The sequence below is a fragment of the Streptomyces sp. NPDC012825 genome (assembly GCF_042900925.1).
GTDB lineage: Bacteria > Actinomycetota > Actinomycetes > Streptomycetales > Streptomycetaceae > Streptomyces.
In genome coordinates this window covers 36,322-52,457 of sequence record NZ_JBIBBZ010000002.1, presented here as the reverse complement: position 1 = coordinate 52,457, position 16,136 = coordinate 36,322, and the positions used below count along the sequence as shown (strand labels likewise).

Annotated in this window: 18 protein-coding genes and 1 pseudogene; 11 read left to right on the top strand and 8 right to left on the bottom strand. The window is 73.2% G+C overall.

The features are described from left to right. The first annotated feature begins 18 nt into the window (after positions 1-18). The 3 genes from ACFY7E_RS05785 (at position 19) to ACFY7E_RS05775 (ending at position 2,500) form a co-directional block, all read left to right on the top strand. Entirely contained in the window at positions 19-753 is a 735-nt protein-coding gene (locus ACFY7E_RS05785; protein WP_389481202.1) for a class I SAM-dependent methyltransferase, read from the top strand. Next, a complete protein-coding gene (locus ACFY7E_RS05780; protein WP_389481200.1) occupies positions 750-1,850 on the top strand; it encodes a prenyltransferase in 1,101 nt (366 codons plus the stop codon). Before ACFY7E_RS05785 ends, ACFY7E_RS05780 begins: the two co-directional genes overlap by 4 nt. 89 nt (positions 1,851-1,939) lie before the next feature. Then, complete coding sequence (locus ACFY7E_RS05775; RefSeq protein WP_389481198.1) at positions 1,940-2,500, top strand: hypothetical protein; 561 nt, start codon at positions 1,940-1,942, stop codon at positions 2,498-2,500. A gap of 56 nt (positions 2,501-2,556) precedes the next feature. Here ACFY7E_RS05775 and ACFY7E_RS05770 read toward each other — a convergent pair whose 3' ends face one another. Continuing rightward, positions 2,557-3,411 (bottom strand): hypothetical protein, encoded by an 855-nt coding sequence (locus tag ACFY7E_RS05770; RefSeq protein ID WP_389481196.1) that lies wholly within the window; start codon positions 3,409-3,411, stop codon positions 2,557-2,559. Between the two features lie 115 nt (positions 3,412-3,526). After that, the gene (locus ACFY7E_RS05765; protein WP_389481193.1) at positions 3,527-4,405 is read right to left on the bottom strand and encodes an N-acetylmuramoyl-L-alanine amidase; all 879 of its coding nucleotides are present in this window, start codon (positions 4,403-4,405) and stop codon (positions 3,527-3,529) included. A 617-nt stretch (positions 4,406-5,022) separates the two neighbouring features. Between ACFY7E_RS05765 and ACFY7E_RS05760 the strand changes: the two genes are divergently transcribed. Further along, the gene (locus ACFY7E_RS05760) at positions 5,023-6,702 is read left to right on the top strand and encodes a hypothetical protein (RefSeq protein WP_389481191.1); all 1,680 of its coding nucleotides are present in this window, start codon (positions 5,023-5,025) and stop codon (positions 6,700-6,702) included. 66 nt (positions 6,703-6,768) lie between these two features. Here the strand turns inward: ACFY7E_RS05760 and ACFY7E_RS05755 are convergent, their stop codons facing one another. Both ACFY7E_RS05755 and ACFY7E_RS05750 read right to left on the bottom strand, forming a co-directional pair. After that, positions 6,769-7,398: a class I SAM-dependent methyltransferase gene (locus ACFY7E_RS05755; RefSeq protein WP_389481189.1), complete on the bottom strand. Its 630-nt coding sequence runs from the start codon at positions 7,396-7,398 to the stop codon at positions 6,769-6,771. 46 nt (positions 7,399-7,444) lie between these two features. Continuing rightward, complete coding sequence (locus ACFY7E_RS05750) at positions 7,445-7,852, bottom strand: ATP-binding protein (RefSeq protein WP_389481187.1); 408 nt, start codon at positions 7,850-7,852, stop codon at positions 7,445-7,447. A gap of 85 nt (positions 7,853-7,937) precedes the next feature. On the opposite strand from ACFY7E_RS05750, the gene ACFY7E_RS05745 reads away from it, so the two are divergent. From ACFY7E_RS05745 to ACFY7E_RS05735, 3 genes are read left to right on the top strand one after another with little or no spacing between them, the layout of a single operon-like run. Next, entirely contained in the window at positions 7,938-8,789 is an 852-nt protein-coding gene (locus ACFY7E_RS05745; RefSeq protein ID WP_389481185.1) for a Scr1 family TA system antitoxin-like transcriptional regulator, read from the top strand. Next, positions 8,749-8,958: a DUF397 domain-containing protein gene (locus ACFY7E_RS05740; protein ID WP_389481184.1), complete on the top strand. Its 210-nt coding sequence runs from the start codon at positions 8,749-8,751 to the stop codon at positions 8,956-8,958. Before ACFY7E_RS05745 ends, ACFY7E_RS05740 begins: the two co-directional genes overlap by 41 nt. A gap of 14 nt (positions 8,959-8,972) precedes the next feature. Next, complete coding sequence (locus ACFY7E_RS05735) at positions 8,973-9,395, top strand: hypothetical protein (RefSeq protein WP_389481182.1); 423 nt, start codon at positions 8,973-8,975, stop codon at positions 9,393-9,395. A 13-nt stretch (positions 9,396-9,408) separates the two neighbouring features. On the opposite strand, the gene ACFY7E_RS05730 is transcribed toward ACFY7E_RS05735, so the two are convergent. Further along, positions 9,409-9,804: a cupin domain-containing protein gene (locus tag ACFY7E_RS05730; RefSeq protein ID WP_389481180.1), complete on the bottom strand. Its 396-nt coding sequence runs from the start codon at positions 9,802-9,804 to the stop codon at positions 9,409-9,411. A 52-nt stretch (positions 9,805-9,856) separates the two neighbouring features. Here ACFY7E_RS05730 and ACFY7E_RS05725 point away from each other — a divergent pair, with 52 nt between their 5' ends. Continuing rightward, on the top strand, positions 9,857-10,897 hold the full coding sequence (locus ACFY7E_RS05725) for a GlxA family transcriptional regulator (RefSeq protein ID WP_389481177.1): 1,041 nt from the start codon (positions 9,857-9,859) through the stop codon (positions 10,895-10,897). Here the strand turns inward: ACFY7E_RS05725 and ACFY7E_RS05720 are convergent. Together ACFY7E_RS05720 and ACFY7E_RS05715 are read right to left on the bottom strand one after the other, a co-directional pair. Then, positions 10,812-11,207, bottom strand: coding sequence for a DUF4259 domain-containing protein (locus ACFY7E_RS05720; RefSeq protein ID WP_389481175.1), 396 nt, complete (start codon positions 11,205-11,207; stop codon positions 10,812-10,814). The two genes, ACFY7E_RS05725 and ACFY7E_RS05720, sit on opposite strands and share 86 nt — an antisense overlap. A gap of 80 nt (positions 11,208-11,287) precedes the next feature. Then, positions 11,288-11,869: a hypothetical protein gene (locus tag ACFY7E_RS05715; protein ID WP_389481173.1), complete on the bottom strand. Its 582-nt coding sequence runs from the start codon at positions 11,867-11,869 to the stop codon at positions 11,288-11,290. A gap of 141 nt (positions 11,870-12,010) precedes the next feature. On the opposite strand from ACFY7E_RS05715, the gene ACFY7E_RS05710 reads away from it, so the two are divergent. Next, complete coding sequence (locus ACFY7E_RS05710) at positions 12,011-13,468, top strand: MFS transporter (protein ID WP_389481171.1); 1,458 nt, start codon at positions 12,011-12,013, stop codon at positions 13,466-13,468. Between the two features lie 37 nt (positions 13,469-13,505). Beyond that, the gene (locus ACFY7E_RS05705; RefSeq protein ID WP_389481168.1) at positions 13,506-14,423 is read left to right on the top strand and encodes a DUF6891 domain-containing protein; all 918 of its coding nucleotides are present in this window, start codon (positions 13,506-13,508) and stop codon (positions 14,421-14,423) included. A 39-nt stretch (positions 14,424-14,462) separates the two neighbouring features. Here ACFY7E_RS05705 and ACFY7E_RS05700 read toward each other — a convergent pair. Further along, positions 14,463-15,045 (bottom strand): annotated as a pseudogene (locus ACFY7E_RS05700) (response regulator); the annotation flags it as partial. A 105-nt stretch (positions 15,046-15,150) separates the two neighbouring features. Here ACFY7E_RS05700 and ACFY7E_RS05695 point away from each other — a divergent pair. Continuing rightward, a complete protein-coding gene (locus tag ACFY7E_RS05695) occupies positions 15,151-15,981 on the top strand; it encodes a glycoside hydrolase domain-containing protein (protein WP_389481166.1) in 831 nt (276 codons plus the stop codon). Positions 15,982-16,136: the final 155 nt, after the last annotated feature.

Here is a 16,136-nt window from a genome sequence, read left to right as displayed (position 1 = left end):
CCGCGAAGGCAGGCCCTCGTGCTGACCGTCGACTTCACCCGCTTCCCGCTCGCCCCCGGCGACCGCGTGCTCGATCTGGGCTGCGGTGCGGGCCGGCACGCCTTCGAGTGCTACCGGCGCGGGGCCCGGGTCGTGGCCCTCGACCGGAACGCCGAGGAGATCCGCGAGGTCGCCAAGTGGTTCGCGGCCATGGAGGAGGCCGGGGAGGCCCCCGCCGGCGCCACCGCGACCGCGATGGAGGGCGACGCCCTCAACCTGCCCTTCCCCGACGAGTCCTTCGACGTCGTCATCATCTCCGAGGTCATGGAGCACATCCCGGACGACAAGGGCGTCCTCGCCGAGATGGTCCGCGTCCTCAAGCCCGGCGGCCGGATCGCGATCACCGTCCCGCGCTACGGCCCCGAGAAGGTCTGCTGGGCGCTCTCCGACGAGTACCACGAGGTCGAGGGCGGCCACATCCGCATCTACAAGGCCGACGAGCTCCTCGGCAGGATCCGGCAGGCCGGCCTCAGGCCGTACGGCACCCACCACGCGCACGCGCTGCACTCGCCGTACTGGTGGCTCAAGTGCGCTTTCGGCGTCGACAACGACAAGGCGCTCCCGGTCCGGGCGTACCACAAGCTCCTGGTCTGGGACATCATGAAGAAGCCCGCCCTGACCCGGGTCGCCGAGCAGCTCCTCAACCCGGTCGTCGGCAAGAGCTTCGTGGCGTACGCGACCAAGCCGCACCTTCCGAAGGCCGATGCCGAGTGACGAGCCCCGAGCGGATCGCCGAGCACCTCGTCCTGCCCGGCGTGCTCACCGCCGAGCAGGCCGCCGAGACCGTCGCCGGGATACTCGCCGTCCAGCGCGAGGACGGCGCGATCCCCTGGTTCCGGGGCCACCACCTCGACCCCTGGGACCACGTCGAGGCCGCGATGGCCCTGGACGCGGCCGGAGAGCACGCCGCCGCCGCCCGCGCCTACGAGTGGCTCGCCCGCCACCAGAACGCCGACGGCTCCTGGTACGCGGCCTACCACGACGGCGACCCGGAGCGGGTCACCGACCGCAGCCGGGAGTCCAACTTCACCGCGTACGTGGCGGTCGGCGTCTGGCACCACCACCTGTCCACCGGTGACGACGCCTTCCTCGACCGGATGTGGCCCGTCGTCTACGCCGCCGTGGAGTTCGTCCTCGGGCTCCAGCAGCCCGGCGGCCAGATCGGCTGGAAGCGCGAGCCGTCCGGCGAGCCCGTCGCCGACGCCCTCCTCACCGGCAGCTCCTCGATCCACCAGGCCCTGCGCTGCGCCCTCGCCGTTGCCGAGGCCCGCGAGGAGCCGCAGCCGGACTGGGAGCTGGCGGCCGGGGCCCTCGGCCACGCGATCCGCCGCCACCCCGAGCGCTTCCTCGACAAGTCCCGCTACTCGATGGACTGGTACTACCCGGTCCTCGGCGGCGCGGTCACCGGCGAGGAGGCGAGGGCCCGGATCGCCGCGTCCTGGGACGTGTTCGTCGTGCCCGGACTCGGCGTGCGCTGCGTGGTCCCCAACCCGTGGGTCACCGGCGGCGAGAGCTGCGAACTCGCCCTCGCCCTCTGGGCGGTGGGGGAGTCCGACCGGGCCCTCACGATCCTCCAGGACATCCAGCACCTGCGGGCCGCGAACGGCATGTACTGGACGGGGTACGTCTTCGAGGGCGCCACGGAGGCCGACAAGGCCATGTGGCCCGAGGAGCAGACGAGCTGGACCGCCGGGTCCCTGCTGCTCGCGGTGGCCGCGCTCGGCGGCGAGGAGGCCACGGTCGCCGTCTTCGGCGGCGAACGCCTCCCGGCCGGCCTCGAACCGGACTGCTGCGGGGACCTCACGCACTGAGGGACCGGGTACCCGTACGGGTCGCCCCGGTGGCGCCCGTACGGCCCCGGGGCGAGGCTGGCGCCACAGTCCCCAGGGAGGTCCCCGCCGTGCCCGGAACCCTTTCGCGCGGAGCCGTGGCGCTGCCGCTGTGCTGCGCCCTGCTCCTGACCACCGCCGCCTGCGGCGACGACGACGGCGCGCGGAGCGCGAGCGCCTCCGCGAACCCGTCGGCGGCACCGTCCCCGTCGGGCAGCGCCGAGCGGCAGAAACTGGCCAAGACCCGGTTCGTCGCCAACGCCGGTCTCGCCGCGGGCGCCACGTACCAGTGGATCGTGAAGCCGTACCGCGCGGGCAAGTTCAAGAAGGGCGCGGACGGACGCACCTTCGCCCTGGTGAAGGCCGGTCTCGCGGGCGCGTTCACGTACAACCGGCTCAAGGCGGCGGCGAACAACGCCAAGGGCGACCCGCTGCTCTCGAAGGCGGTCGCGCCGCTCACCGCCGGCATCGACTCGCTCAAGGACCTCGGCACCAAGTTCCGCAAGGGCGAGGTCGGCGAGGGGGACGTCGGCGCCTTCGAGAACATGATCAACAGCGTCAAGGAGGCGGGGAAGAGCGCCGGCGCGGAGGTCAGGGACCAGGTTCCCAGCACGTCCCAGCTCGGCGGCTGAACCCCGGGAACACCGAAGGCCCCCGTTCGGACGGGGGCCTTCGTCGTGTGCGGGACTCAGCCGCGCTGAATGCCGGTGGTGTCCTGGAGGACGCCGCGGCGCCCGTCCTGCGTCTGCGCCACCAGGGCCTGACCGCGCTGGTCGACCGCCAGGTACCAGGTGCCGGGCGCCAGCTCGGCGATGGGGGCCTGACCGCCGTCCTCCGCGTACAGCGGACGGGCGATCGGGACCGCGAACCAGAACGGGGCGAAGTCCGAGGCGGGCTGCGCCGGGGCCTGCTGCTGCGGCTCGGGCCGCTCGGCGGCCTGCGGCTGCGGCTGCGGGGTGGCGCCGCCCTGCGGGCCGAACGGGTGGCCGGCGCCCTGCGAGGCGTCGTGCGCGCCCCCGTACGGCTGCTGCTGCGCGCCCGGGTAGCCGTAGCCGCCGGGGACGCCCTGCGGGCCGGGCCGGCCCGGCTGCATGCCGTACGGCTGCGGGGTCTGCGGCTTGGGGGCGCCGACGAGCGGGGCCTTGAGGGCGGGGACCAGCGGACCGGCGACCGCGGCGGCGGCGAGGACGAGCGCGGCGATCAGGCCGAGGATCAGGCCGGCGCCGGCGTCGACCTCACCGAGGTCGAGGACGGTCCAGAAGAGGGACCACGCGGTGAAGAGCGTCGCCGCGACCCCGACCTGGCCGAGGTCGAGCCCGAGGACCTTGCGGGGCTGGGGCAGCGCGCGGTTCAGGACGACCAGGGCCGCGCCGATCACTCCCACCAGGTAGACGCCGATGGCGTTCCCCAGCGAGTCCCAGGCGTTCGGGGCGTCGATCGCGAGGCCCTTGTAGGAGATGTAGTCCAGGAACGAGGCGATGAACAGCACCACCGCTGCGCCGATCAGCACGCCATCGCCTCGGGTGAGGGAGCGGATATTCACGTGAGAAGTCCTTCGTCGGGTCGTCGTCGCGTCGGTGGCCGTCGCGTCGGAGTGGCGCTCGAGTTCGTGGCAGGGGGGTGGCCCCATCGTACGGAGAATCTATCGCCCGCCGGTTCTACCCCTCGAGGTAGGTGGCGATGCCCTCCGCGATCCCCTGGGCCGCCTTCTGCCGCCACGCCGCCGAGGTGAGCAGCTTCGCGTCCTTCGGATCACGCATATTGCCGCATTCGACGAAGACCTTGGGGACGGTTGAGAGATTGAGCCCGCCGAGATCGTCCCGTACGTCCAACCCCGTACCCCCGCCGAGGTAGTTGGAGGGTGCGGTGCCGGTGGCGCGGGCGAACCGGTCCGCGATCCGTTCGCCCAGCTCGCGGGAGGGGCCGACGATCTTCGCGGTGTCGGCGGCGCCCTCCCGCACGCGTGCGGGGAGGATCACGTGGAAACCGCGGTTGCCGACGGCCGAACCGTCCGCGTGGACGGAGACGACGGCGTCGGGGCGGGCCGCGTTGCCGATCCGGGCCCGCTCGTCGACGCAGGGGCCCCAGGGGCGGTCGGCATCGTGGGTGAGCACCACCTCCGCCCCCCGCGCGACGAGGAGGTCCCGCAGCCGGTGGGAGACGTCGAGGGTGAAGGAGGCCTCGGCGTAACCGGCTTCGGTCGACGTGCCCGTGGTGTCGCACTCCTTGTGGTTCGTCCCGATGTTCACCTTCTGGTTGATTTCCTTGGAATGCTGGAAATTGCCGGGGTTGTGACCGGGGTCGACGACGACGGTCCGCCCGGCGAGGGAACGGTTCTCCGGTGCGGTGGAGGCGGGAGCGGGGGTGGAGGGGGCGGTACGACTCGCGGACGGCCCCCGGGAGCCCGGGGCCTTGTCCGACGGCGGGGCGCCCGGGTCCGGGGCGGCCCCGCACCCGGCGAGCGCGGCGCAGCAGCCCGCGGCGGCGAGGAGGAGGGCGAGGGGGCGGCGGGCGGTCTTGCGGCGGTCGTTCGGCACCCCGCGACTTTAGGCCTTGCGGAAGGCGAAATCCCGCAGGGGTGCGTCGCAGGTTGGTCACCGCCCGGGAAGAGCGGTGGACGCGTGTGCGGAGACGGTGAAGGGTATCCAGCAAGAGGCGACGGTGGGGTGCCACCGCGCATGGACCCACGAGGGGGACCGTGGTGGGGGAAGAACCGAACGACGCACGTCCCGAGCCGGTGGACAGAATCCCGGGCGAGGACGTTCCGAACCAGAATCAGGGTGGGCGGGGGCCGTCGGCTCCCGACCCGCGCGTGGGTCCGGCACCGGAGGCACCGCCCTGGGCGCCGGTACGTCCGGCGGCGGCCCCGACGGCACCGGCGGCCCCGGCCCGGCCGCCCGCCACACCCACGCTCGCCTTCGGGCCGCCACCGGAAGTGCCCGGACAGGCGGCTGGGCAGGCCCACGGGCAAGGCGCCGGACAGCCGTACGGGCAGGCTTCCGGGCAGCCGTCCGGACAGGTTCCCGGCCAAAGTCACGGGCAGCCGTACGGACAGGCTCACGGCCAAGACCAGGGTCCCGGGCAGGCTCCCGGCCAAGGCCAGGGTCCCGGCCAAGCCTCCGGAGAGCCCTCCGGCCCGGCGCCCTCCGGTCCCGTGCCCCCGGGCGCCGGCGCCGGCGCGCCCGGATACGGCTTCCCGCAGCCCGGCCCCCCGACCGCGCCCGGCTACGGACCCCCGCCGGGGTACGGACCCCCGGGGTACGGACCCCCCGGGTACGGACCTCCCGGCTACGGCCCCCCGCCCGGCCCCGGCACCCCGCCGCCCGCGCGGCCGTCCGGCCCCGCGAACCCGGTGCAGGCCGCCGCGATCGGCCTGCTCAACCTCTCCGGCCTCGGCCTGGGGTACGTGCTCCTGCGTCACTGGGTCGGCGCCGCGCTCTGCTGGCTCGCCACGATCGCCCTGCTCGTGGTCGCGCTCCCCGCCGACGTCGACGGCGTCCCCGTGGGCGTCCTCGTCGGGTACGGGGTCGTCCTGCTCGCCGCCGCGGCCGACGGCTTCCGGCGCGGGCTGCGCGCCACCCTCCGGATCGGCGCCGGTCTCCGGCGCCTGGCGCTGCCGCTCGCCCTGGTGCTGCTCGCCGTGCCCGCCGGGGGCTCCCTCGCGTACGGGGCGGCCCGCGACGAGGCGAAGGAGGAGGCCCTGCTCGCACGCCTCGCCGAAGCCGACGAACTCGTCGAGTCCGGCGAGGGCCTCCTCTTCGACCGCGCCGAGCCGACCTACCGCAGGGCGCTCGACACCTACCAGGACCTCGGCACGGAACACGCCGGGTCGCGGGCCGGGAAGCTGGTCCCCGCGCGCCTCGACGCGTACTACGCGCAGCTCTCCACCCCGTACGCGAAGAAGGACTACTGCAAGGCGGTCGCGCCGCTCACGCACCTGCGGGACCTGTCCGGCACGTTCGACAAGGAACTCCTCGGCTCCCGGCCGGCGAAGACGGACGAGCCGCTGGCCGAGTCGCTCTACGCGTGCGGGACGGCCGCGCTCGGTGTGCAGGCGGCCGACCCGCCCGCCGAGACGAGCCTGAACGCGCTCCTCGACACCTTCCCGAAGTCGGCCCAGGCGACCCGCGTCGAACCGGCCGTCCGGGAGGCGATCAAAAAGCGGTCCGCCGCCCTCGACGGAGGTGCCACCCCTTGTGACACCGTCCTGGAGGTGCGGGCGATCCGCACCTCCCTGGACTCCCTGACGGACGCCGTCTTCCTGGGCGCCGCGCGGGAGGCCGTGGCGACCGTCGAGAAGGGCGAATTCGCCTGCGGAACCTCGCAGTTCAGGAACAAGGACTTCGGCGACGCGGTCACGACCATGACGCGGTTCGCCAAGGACCACCCGACCAGCTCGAAGGCCGCGCACGCGCGCTCGATCGCCATCGCCGCCGAGATAGCGGACGAGGAGCCCGAGGCCGGCAAGAGCCTGCCCCCGGCGAAGGCCCCCGGCGGGGCCCGGATGGTCATGGTGGTGAGCAACGACGGCCCCGGCGCGGTCGACCTGCTCTACACGGGCCCGACGACCGGGAAGATCACGCTGAACGCGTGCGCGACCTGCACCAAGTACCCGAGCTCGGTCTTCCTGGACCCGAAGAAGATCAAGGCGTGCACCGGCCCGGCCTCCAAGTACCCGAAGGCGACCCTGCAACTGCCCGCCGGCAACTACCACTTCCTCCAGAAGCGGGCCGGCACCGGCACGTCGGCGGCCGGGGACACCAAGACGAGCAAGGCGAAGATCGAATCGGGCTACAGCTACACGAACTGCCTGTACGTGACGTCGGGGTTCTGAGACGCGGAGCCCCGCCCGGTGGCCGCCCTTCTCTCACGAGGGGGCGGCCGTCGGCCCGTTCCCGCCTCAGCGGCGGCGCAGCACCCGCAGCGAGTCGGTGGCCGAGACCTCCTCGAAGTCGCCCGACTCCAGGGCGCGGAGGTAGATCCGGTACGGGGCCTGGCCGCCGTCCGCCGGGTCCGGGAAGACGTCGTGGATGACCAGCAGACCGCCGGGGGCGACCTTGGGGGCCCAGCCCTCGTAGTCGTTCACGGCGTGCTCGTCGGTGTGCCCGCCGTCGACGAACACGAGGCCGAGCTGCCCGGCCCACACCTTCGCCACCTGCGGCGACCGCCCGACGACCGCGATCACGTACTCCTCCAGACCCGCCTTGCGCAGGGTCCGCCGGAAGGTCGGCAGGGTGTCCATGACCCCCACCTCGGGGTCGACCACGGTCGGGTCGTGGTACTCCCACCCCGGCTGCTGTTCCTCGCTGCCCCGGTGGTGGTCCACGGTGACCGCGACCGTCCCCGCCCGCCGGGCCGCGTCCGCGAGCAGGATCGTGGACCGCCCGCAGTACGTCCCGACCTCCAGGAGCGGCAGCCCCAGCTTCGCGGCCTCGGCGGCCGCCCCGTACAGCGCGAGCCCCTCCCCGGCGGGCATGAAGCCCTTCGCGGCCTCGAAGGCGGCAAGGATCTCGGGGCTGGGCTCGGACATGGTGGCTCCTACTGACGGGTACGGCGGTACGGGCGCCCATCGTGCCCTACGCGTCGCACTCGAACCACACCGTCTTCCCGCCGGCCCGCTCCTCGACCCCCCACCGGTCCGTCACGGCCTCCACCAGGACGAGCCCCCGCCCGCCCTCGTCCAGCTCCCCGCCCGCCTTCGCGACCACGGTCCCGGGCACCCCGTCCGCCACCTCCACCCGCAGCCCGTGCGGCTCCCGCAGGATCAGCACGGAACACCTGCGGCCCGGCACGTGCCGGACGACGTTCGCGACCAGCTCGGTGAGCGCGAGGGCCGCGGAGTCGGACAATCGGACGAGTTCCCACCGCGTGAGGAACATGTGCAGGATGCGGCGCATGTGGCCGGCCGAGTGCTCACCCACGGTGAAGCCCATCCGGTAACTCGTCGCAAGTTCCGCAGGGTAGAGGTCTGTTGCCTGATTCATGCCCCCAGGATGGTCCCGTTTCGTTACGCTCGGCTACGGCCCGAACACAACGCCTTGATGCGTCGATCTGGGGGGTGACCTCGCCGTGGTCAACATCCGCAACCTCGATCCCAGCGCCTCGCCGCTGGACTATTACGGGGCGGAATTACGCCGTCTGAGGGAGGCGGCCGGACTGAACCAGTCGCAGCTCGGTGACGTCGTCTACTGCACGGGCTCGCTGATCGGCCAGATAGAGACGGCGAAGAAGGTCCCGACGCGGCGGTTCTCGGAACAACTCGACGCCGCGTTGATCACGGGCGGGACGTTCACGAGGCTGGTGGGGCTGGTGCTGAGGAGCCAGTTGCCGACGTGGTTCCAGCCGTACGCGGACCTGGAGGCGCGGGCGACGTACATCTACTCCTTCCAGGCGGGCGTGGTGGACGGCCTGCTCCAGACGCCGGAGTACGCGCGGGAGGTACTGAGGGCCTTGTCGGAGGGGGAGGACCTGGACGCCAAGGTCGCCGCTCGCATCGAGCGACAGCGAGTGCTGGAACGTGAAACGCCGCCGTTGTGTTGGGTGGTGATGACCGAGGCGGTCCTCCGGCAGAAGGTTGGCGGAAAGGAGGTCATGCGAGCCCAACTCGCCCACCTCTTGCGTATGCAGGAACGGGAGTGGGTGAAGATTCAGATCCTTCCGTTCAAGGCCGGCGCGCATGCGGGCGCGCATGGCTCCTTCAACCTTCTACGCTTCGACGACGACCCGGACATCGTCTACACCGAGGACTTCGTTCAGGGGCACATGACCGCCAATCCGTCCGCCGTCAGGGAGGGGTTCCTCCGTTACGATCACCTGCGAGCGGCTGCCCTCTCCGTAGAGGAATCGGCTCAACTGATCGCCCGCGTCATGGAGGAGCACTATGGCAACCAACCAGAACCTGACGGGCGCCCACTGGCGTAAGTCCTCGTACAGTGCGGACAACGGCGGGCAGTGCATCGAGGTCGCCGACCTCACCGCCCACGTAGCCGTCCGGGACTCCAAGAACCCCGAAGGCCCCGCCTTCCTCGCCGCCCCGGCCGCCTTCGCGGTTTTCGTGAGCGCCGCCGCCGAGGGGCGTCTCGGCCGCTGACCGTGGCGACCCTCATGGGAATGGTGATCCTCGCCCTGGCGCTACCCACCTGGGCGGGGATCACGTACGCGGGCCTCGTCCGGGCCCGCAGGGGCGACGAACTGCCCCGGCCCGAGTTGCCCCGCCCTCCTCGTACCGCCGCCAGGAAGGCCGCCTGGATCGCCGCGTTCGCGTACCTCGCGGGCGGCGCGCTGCACCTCTACGGCCTCTCGTACCTGCCGTTCCTCTTCCCCGAGGACGCCTGCTACTTCAAGGCGGGGACGAAGGTCTACCCGGACCACAGCAGCGCGCTCCCGGTGAGCCTGGTGTGCCGGGGAATGGAGATCGTCCCGTGGTGGGTGAACCCGGGGCTCCTGGTCCTCGGCGGGACCGCCGTCGCCGCGACCGTCACGAGCGTCGTGCTCGCGGTCGGGCGCCGGCGGCGCGCGTCCCACTGAAAGGCGCCCGGCCTCAGAGGTCCAGCACGTGGCCCGTCGTCGCGTCGACGTGGGACGGGACCTCGTCGTGGCGGTCACCGACCGTGGACGTGCCCGTGGGCTCGAACAGGAGGATCGAGGCGCCGTCGGGGGAGGACGGGCGGTGCTCGGTGCCGCGCGGGACGGTGAAGACGGAGCCGCGGGGGAGGCGGACCGTACGCTCGCCGGCGGGCTCGCGCAGGGCGATGTACAGCTCGCCGTCGAGGACGAGGAAGAACTCGTCGGTGTCGTCGTGGACGTGCCAGACGTGCTCGCCCCGGACCTTCGTGACGCGGACGTCGTAGTCGTTGACGCGGGCCGCGATGCGGGGGCTCCAGAGGTCGTCGAAGGAGGCGAGGGCGGTGGCGAGGGAGAGGGGTTCGTTGCGCATGGACCGATCCTCGGCCGTGGTGCCGATCCGGCGCGAGTGCTAGGAATCGCACATGCCGCAAGGATCCTCGCAACCGCGTCCGGCCACACCGCTCCACCGGGTCGTCGTGATCGTCGACGCGCACTCCAACCCCTTCGAGCTCGGCTGCGCCACGGAGGTCTTCGGGCTGCGCAGGCCGGAGCTGGGGGAGGGCCGGGAGCTGCTGTACGACTTCCGGCTCTGCTCGCCGGATCCGGACACCCTCATGCGGGACGGCTTCTTCACCCTCACCGGCGTCGCCGGTCTGGAGGCGGCGGACGGCGCGGACACGGTGATCGTGCCGAACCGGCCCGACGTGGAGATGCCGCGCCGCCCGGACGTGCTCGACGCGGTACGGCGGGCGCACGCGCGCGGGGCCCGGCTGGTCGGGTTCTGCAGCGGGGCCTTCACGCTCGCGGAGGCGGGGGTGCTGGACGGGCGGCGGGCCACGGCGCACTGGCAGTGGGCGGACTCCTTCCGGCGGCGGTTCCCGGCGGTGCGGTTCGAGGAGGACGTGCTGTTCGTGGACGACGGCGACATCCTGACGGCGGCGGGGAGTTCGGCGGCGCTCGACCTCGGGCTGCACGTCGTGCGGCGCGACCACGGGGCGGAGACCGCGAACGCGGTCAGCCGGCGCCTGGTCTTCGCGGCCCACCGGGACGGCGGGCAGAAGCAGTTCGTGGAGCGCCCCGTACCGGACGTCCCGGACGCGTCGCTCGCGCCGGTCCTCGCGTGGGCGCAGGAGCGGCTCGACCGGCCGCTGACCGTCGCGGACCTGGCGGACCGGGCCGCCGTCAGCCCGGCGACCCTGCACCGCCGCTTCCGCGCGGAACTGGGCACGACCCCGCTGGCGTGGCTGACGGGCGAACGGGTCGCCCTGGCCTGCCGGTTGATCGAACGGGGCGAGGTCCGCCTCGACGCGGTCGCCCGGGGCAGCGGCCTGGGCACGGCGGCCCACCTCCGCACCCTGATGCGCCGCGAGACGGGCCTCACGCCGACGGAGTACCGGCACCGCTACGGGCCCTGCCCGAAGGAGCCGGGGACGGCGGCTCCGCGCGATCGCGCTCGGCTGTGACGGAGCATTCCGCACTCCGTGGACCTGTCCCCTTCCTCTCCTTCAGAGGATGCTTCAGGGCGATCCATGGCCGGTAGTCGTACGAAGCGGTGACCGGCTTCCCGCCGGGGCGCTGCGCCGCGAGCAGGGCCGCCGAGGCGATCGCCTCCACCGTCACGCCCGCGCCCTGGTACCCGCAGCCGGTGTCGGTCACCTCGCGGAAGGCGCCGCGTGGCACCTCCGCCCTCTTCTCCACCGGGGCGCCGTCCACCCGGTAGGAGAAGTCGCCGGCGGTGTCGGTGCCTAAGGGGCCGGTGTCCCAGGTGCCCATGGCGTGCTCGCGCTCTCCGTCGTCCGGATCTCCAGGTTCTGGCGATCGTGGCCAGGCGGCACTGACAACGGGCGGTGTGCTCAGTCCTCGACGCCCAGGTCGGCGCGCATCGCCTTCTTCGTCGCCCCCACGTAGGGCCAGACGTCCTGGTGGAGTTCGTCCTCCATCGTCCGCAGTTCGGCCGCGTGCGCGGTGGGGTCCGCCGCGCACTTCCGGAGCTTTCCGTAGGCCGCGTTCAAACGCCTCTTGGCCGCGCTGGAGGACCGCGACACCACGTCCGGGACGATCATCTGGGATTCCGCGTAGCTCTCCCGGTAGGCCAGTCTGGCCGCCTCCAGGTTCTCCAGGGACGCGGCGACGTCCTCGCCGCGCGCCAGTGCGTGGAGGTGGTTGGTCATCTCCGTCAGATACTGGCGCGCGGCGGTGTTCAGCCTGATGTAGCAGGCGCGTCGGCGCTCCAGGCTCTCGCGCTGTCTCTGGAGGGCCCGCTCCGCGCGGAGCAGCTCCTCGGCGTGGTCACGGTCCTCGCGCCGCTGGTCGGCGGCGGCCTGGAGCTCCATGCGCTTGGTGCGGTCCGCGCGGACCTGTGTCAGGAGCGCGGCTCCCAGCGTTCCCGCCACGCCGACCATCGCGATCAGCAGTGACGTCCAGTTCGCGCCCATGTTCCCTCCCGCGTGCGGCCCGGTCCCCGCGACGATGCTGTCACAAGGGGGACCGGGTGTCCGGGGGCGACGGGGTCCGGAGGCCGGGGCCCGAGGCGTACGACCGTAGCCGTATGTACGGGGCTGAAGGCGTCTGCGACCATGACCGTCATGCCGCAGACCGACTCCGTCACCAGCACGTCCCCCGCCCCTCCCGTGCCCGTGCCCCGTGCCTGGGCGGTCGTCCTGGTCGCCTGCGCGGGGCAGTTCCTCGTCGTGCTCGACGTCTCCGTCGTGAACGTGGCGCTGCCGTCGCTGCGGGCCGACCTCGGGCTCTCGGCGCTCGGTCTGCAGTGGGTGCTCAACGCGTACTCGATCGCCTTCGCGGGGTTCATGCTGCTCGGCGGGCGGGCCGCCGACCTCTACGGGCGCAAGGCGATGTTCCTGCTCGGGCTCGCGGTGTTCACGATCGGGTCCGTCGCGGGCGGGCTCGCGCAGGAGGGCTGGCAGCTCGTCGCCGGGCGGGCCGTGCAGGGGCTCGGCGTCGCCGTCCTGTCGCCCGCCACCCTGACCCTGGTCACCGGCGCGGTCGCCCCCGGGCCCGCCAGGACCCGGGCCATCGGCACCTGGACGGCGGTCGGCGCGGCCGGCGGCGCGGCGGGCGGCTTCGTCGGCGGACTCCTCGTGGACCTGCTGTCCTGGCGCTGGGTGCTCCTGATCAACGTCCCCATCGGCGCCCTCGTCCTCGCCGGCGCGCTCCTCTGGCTCCGCGAGAGCCGCCCCGGCACCGGCCGCCGCCTCGACCTGCCGGGCGCGGTCCTGGTCACCGGCGGTCTCGCCACCCTCGCGTACGGCATCGTCCAGACCGAGGAGGCGGGCTGGGGCGACCCGAAGACCCTGCTCACGCTCCTCGGCGCGCTCGTCCTGCTCGGCTCGTTCGTCCTGGTCGAGGCCCGCGCGGCGGCCCCGCTGATGCCGCTGAAGATCTTCCGCACCCGCACGGTGTCGGCGGCCAACACCGCGATCCTGCTGTTCGGTTCGAGCTCCTTCGGCATGTGGTTCTTCATGACGGTGTACGCGCAGAACGTCCTCGGCTACACCCCGCTCCAGGCCGGCCTCGCGCTCGTCCCCAGCTCCCTCGCGGTCGTCCTGGGCTCCAAGCTCGCGCCCCGCCTGATGCCGGCCCTCGGCGCCCGTACCCTCGCCGTCACCGGCGCCCTCGTCGCCGCCTCCGGCTTCGCCTGGCAGTCCACGATGGACGTCGACGGCACCTTCCTGACGACGATCCTGGGCCCCGGCATCCTCATGATGGGCGGCATCGGCCTGGCCACCACCCCGCTGGCCACCCTCGCCACCTCCAGCGCCGCCCCCGGCGACGCCGGCCTCGTCTCCGGCCTCGTCAACACCTCCCGCACCATGGGCGGCGCCCTCGGCCTCGCGACCCTCTCCACCGTCGCCGCCGCCGTCACCGGCCCGGTCCACGGCACCCCGGACCCGGCCGCCCTGACCTCCGGCTACGCGGCCGCCTTCCGCGTCTCCGCGTCGATCCTCCTCGGCGCGACCGTCCTGATGCTGCTGTGGCTGCCGAGGTCCGGCCGCCGGGCCGCCGAGCACCCCTAGAGGGTCCACTGTCAGAGGTGTGTGTCAGAGTCCGCGCATGCTCGACATCGTGGTGAAGACGGAGAACGGGGAGCGGCACGTCCGCGTGTCCGCCGAGGGGCTGGCCGGGCTGGTCCGGCGCGTCGGCGGCGACGAGGACCGGTTCCTGGTGGTCCAGCGGATACCCGACCTGCCCGACGTCTTCGCCCAGGTCTGGCACGAGACCGGCGGCGACTACACGCTGGAGTACCGCGACGGCGCCGCCGACCGGCACTTCCAGGTCATGCTCGACGGCCCCGGGGGCGTGGCCGCCGCGCTGACCGGCTGGGCCCGCGAGGAGGCCGGCTGGGGCGACGGCCTGTCCTGGTCGCCCCTGGACATGGGCCCCGCCCCCGAGGTGCCGCCGCTCGATCTCGGCGAGGACGAGCGCGAGGAGCTGGAGAGGCGCGTCCGCGAAGTGCTGGCCGGCGGCTACGCCTCCCGCGACCGGTTGGCCGAGCTCGCGGAGGGGTACCTGGTCACCGAGGACCGCAGGCCCGTCTCGCGGGCACAGGCGCAGGCGCTGGTCGACCGGCTGTGGCTGGAGCGGGTCGAGGAGCAGGCCGCCTGGCGGGGCGAGACCGACCCCGAGCGGCTCACCCGCGCGTTCACCGCCCTGGAGGAGTCCGGCATCACCGCCCGCGAGAACTTCACCTGCTGCCGCACCTGCGGCCAGTCCGAGATCGGCGGCGAAGGAGGGCCCGACGCCCGCGGCTTCGTCTACTTCCACACCCAGTGCACGGACTCCGCCGCGGCCGGCCACGGACTGATGCTCCTCTACGGAGGCTTCGACGGCTCCTCCGAGACCACCGCGGCCGTCGGCCGCGAGGTCGTGGCCGCCCTCGCCGCGGCCGGCCTCCCCACCGAGTGGGACGGCGACCCCGGCCGGGCCGTCACCGTCACGCCCCTGGACTGGCGCCGCCGCCTGGTCGGTTAGGGACGGGCGGCGGAGATCGCCCCTCCCGCGCCTTCCGCAGCGGGTGCTCGTGCCGGTCGTGGAGGATGGATGGTCGCGGACCGCGGGCTCCGCGAGGTGCGGGACGGCCGCGACGTCCGCGGTCGTCGCACCGTCCACCGAGGCCGCCGGGGCGACCCGCTCACGGGCCGTCAGGGGGTTCGGGGTCCGTGTCGAGGGCCGCCGCCGCGAGCGCCGGGTCGACGACCGTCTCGCCCCGCAGGGCCTTCCGGACCGCCTCGGCCGGCTCCTCCACGGGCCCGTCCTTCACCAGGAACCCGGCCGCCCCCGCCTCCATCGCCCGCCGCAGGCGGCCCGGCCGGCCGGCCGTCGTCAGGACGAGGACCCGGCAGTCCGGCACCTCGTCCCGCAGGTCCGCCGCCGCGTCGAGCCCCGAGCGCCCCGGCAGTTCGACGTCGAGCAGCGCCACGTCCGGCCGTGCCGCCAGGGCCGCGTCCACGACCTCGTCCCCGCGCCCGACCTGCGCGACCACCTGGATGTCGGGCTCCATCCCGAGCAGCAGCGCCAGCGCCCCGCGCGTGGCCCCCCGGTCCTCGGCGAGCAGGACTCTCACGGACTTTCCCGGGCGGTGGTCCCGCGGCATCTCGGTCACGGAGAACAGGTGAGGGCGGACGGACCGGGATAGGGTGGTCGCGCCTCGGGGGGACGGGGCCGGAATCCGTGGAACTTCGTATGTATGGGTGGGGAAATGCCGAAGCACCGGTTGTCCAGAAAAGGCCGCTACATCGCCCTGGCGGCGACCGGCGTCACCGTCGTCGCCGGTGCCGGGATCGCGGCGCAGACCTCGATGGCCGCCCCCGCGTGGCCCGCGCAGAAGACCTACACCGGCCGGGCGTTCGACGCCTGCACGGCCCCCTCGCTCACCGCGATGAGGGCCTGGAAGAAGGACGCCTACTACGGCGGCGTCGCCGTCTACATCGGCGGCAAGAACCGCGGCTGCGCCCAGCCCAACCTGACCAGGTCCTGGACGAAGTCGGTCGACACGCTCGGCTGGCGGGTCATCCCCCTGTACGTCGGCGCCCAGCCGCCCTGCCAGAAGAGCCGCAACAAGGAGCGGTTCACCGCGGCCACCGCCGCCTCGGTCGGAGCCGCCAACGCCAACGACGCGGTCGCCAAGGCCGCCGCCCTCGGCATGAGGCCCGGCAGCCCGATCTACCTCAACATGGAGTCGTACGACATCGCCGACAAGGCCTGCAACGACGCCACCCTCGCCTACGTGCGCTCCTTCACCAGGACCCTGCGCGCCAAGACCTACCGCGCCGGCCTCTACGGCTTCAGCAGCTCCAGCGCCAAGGCGATCGCCACCGCCAAGGACCGCACGGACCTGCCGGGCAACCTCTGGTACGCCCTGTGGAACGGCCAGGAGACCACCACCAGGGACTGGCCCTGGGACCCGAAGCTGTACACGAACCACAGCCGCGGCCACCAGTACAAGGCCAACAGCAAGGAGACCCGCGGCGGTCACACCATCAACGTCGACCGCAACGCCTGGGACGCCCCGGTCGCCATCATCGGCTGACCGGCCCGCCCGGGACCGGATCCGGGGCCGCTCCCGGATCCGGTCCCGGCCCCGGGGTCCCGTCGGCGAGGGTTCCCAAGTCCCGGTGCCTCGGCTATACATGGGGCCACCGAACTGGAACGCGTTCTAGAGCGATCGTGGTCTGGAGCCGTCGC

What these genes read in the sequence shown, in the direction of transcription:
- ACFY7E_RS05755 (WP_389481189.1), bottom strand. Translation starts at nt 7,398, where the DNA reads ATGTCCGAGCCCAGCCCCGAGATCCTTGCCGCCTTCGAGGCCGCGAAG.
- ACFY7E_RS05750 (WP_389481187.1), bottom strand. Translation starts at nt 7,852, where the DNA reads ATGAATCAGGCAACAGACCTCTACCCTGCGGAACTTGCGACGAGTTAC.
- ACFY7E_RS05740 (WP_389481184.1), top strand. Translation starts at nt 8,749, where the DNA reads ATGGCAACCAACCAGAACCTGACGGGCGCCCACTGGCGTAAGTCCTCG.
- ACFY7E_RS05735 (WP_389481182.1), top strand. Translation starts at nt 8,973, where the DNA reads ATGGGAATGGTGATCCTCGCCCTGGCGCTACCCACCTGGGCGGGGATC.
- ACFY7E_RS05730 (WP_389481180.1), bottom strand. Translation starts at nt 9,804, where the DNA reads ATGCGCAACGAACCCCTCTCCCTCGCCACCGCCCTCGCCTCCTTCGAC.
- ACFY7E_RS05725 (WP_389481177.1), top strand. Translation starts at nt 9,857, where the DNA reads ATGCCGCAAGGATCCTCGCAACCGCGTCCGGCCACACCGCTCCACCGG.
- ACFY7E_RS05720 (WP_389481175.1), bottom strand. Translation starts at nt 11,207, where the DNA reads ATGGGCACCTGGGACACCGGCCCCTTAGGCACCGACACCGCCGGCGAC.
- ACFY7E_RS05715 (WP_389481173.1), bottom strand. Translation starts at nt 11,869, where the DNA reads ATGGGCGCGAACTGGACGTCACTGCTGATCGCGATGGTCGGCGTGGCG.
- ACFY7E_RS05710 (WP_389481171.1), top strand. Translation starts at nt 12,011, where the DNA reads ATGACCGTCATGCCGCAGACCGACTCCGTCACCAGCACGTCCCCCGCC.
- ACFY7E_RS05705 (WP_389481168.1), top strand. Translation starts at nt 13,506, where the DNA reads ATGCTCGACATCGTGGTGAAGACGGAGAACGGGGAGCGGCACGTCCGC.
- ACFY7E_RS05695 (WP_389481166.1), top strand. Translation starts at nt 15,151, where the DNA reads ATGCCGAAGCACCGGTTGTCCAGAAAAGGCCGCTACATCGCCCTGGCG.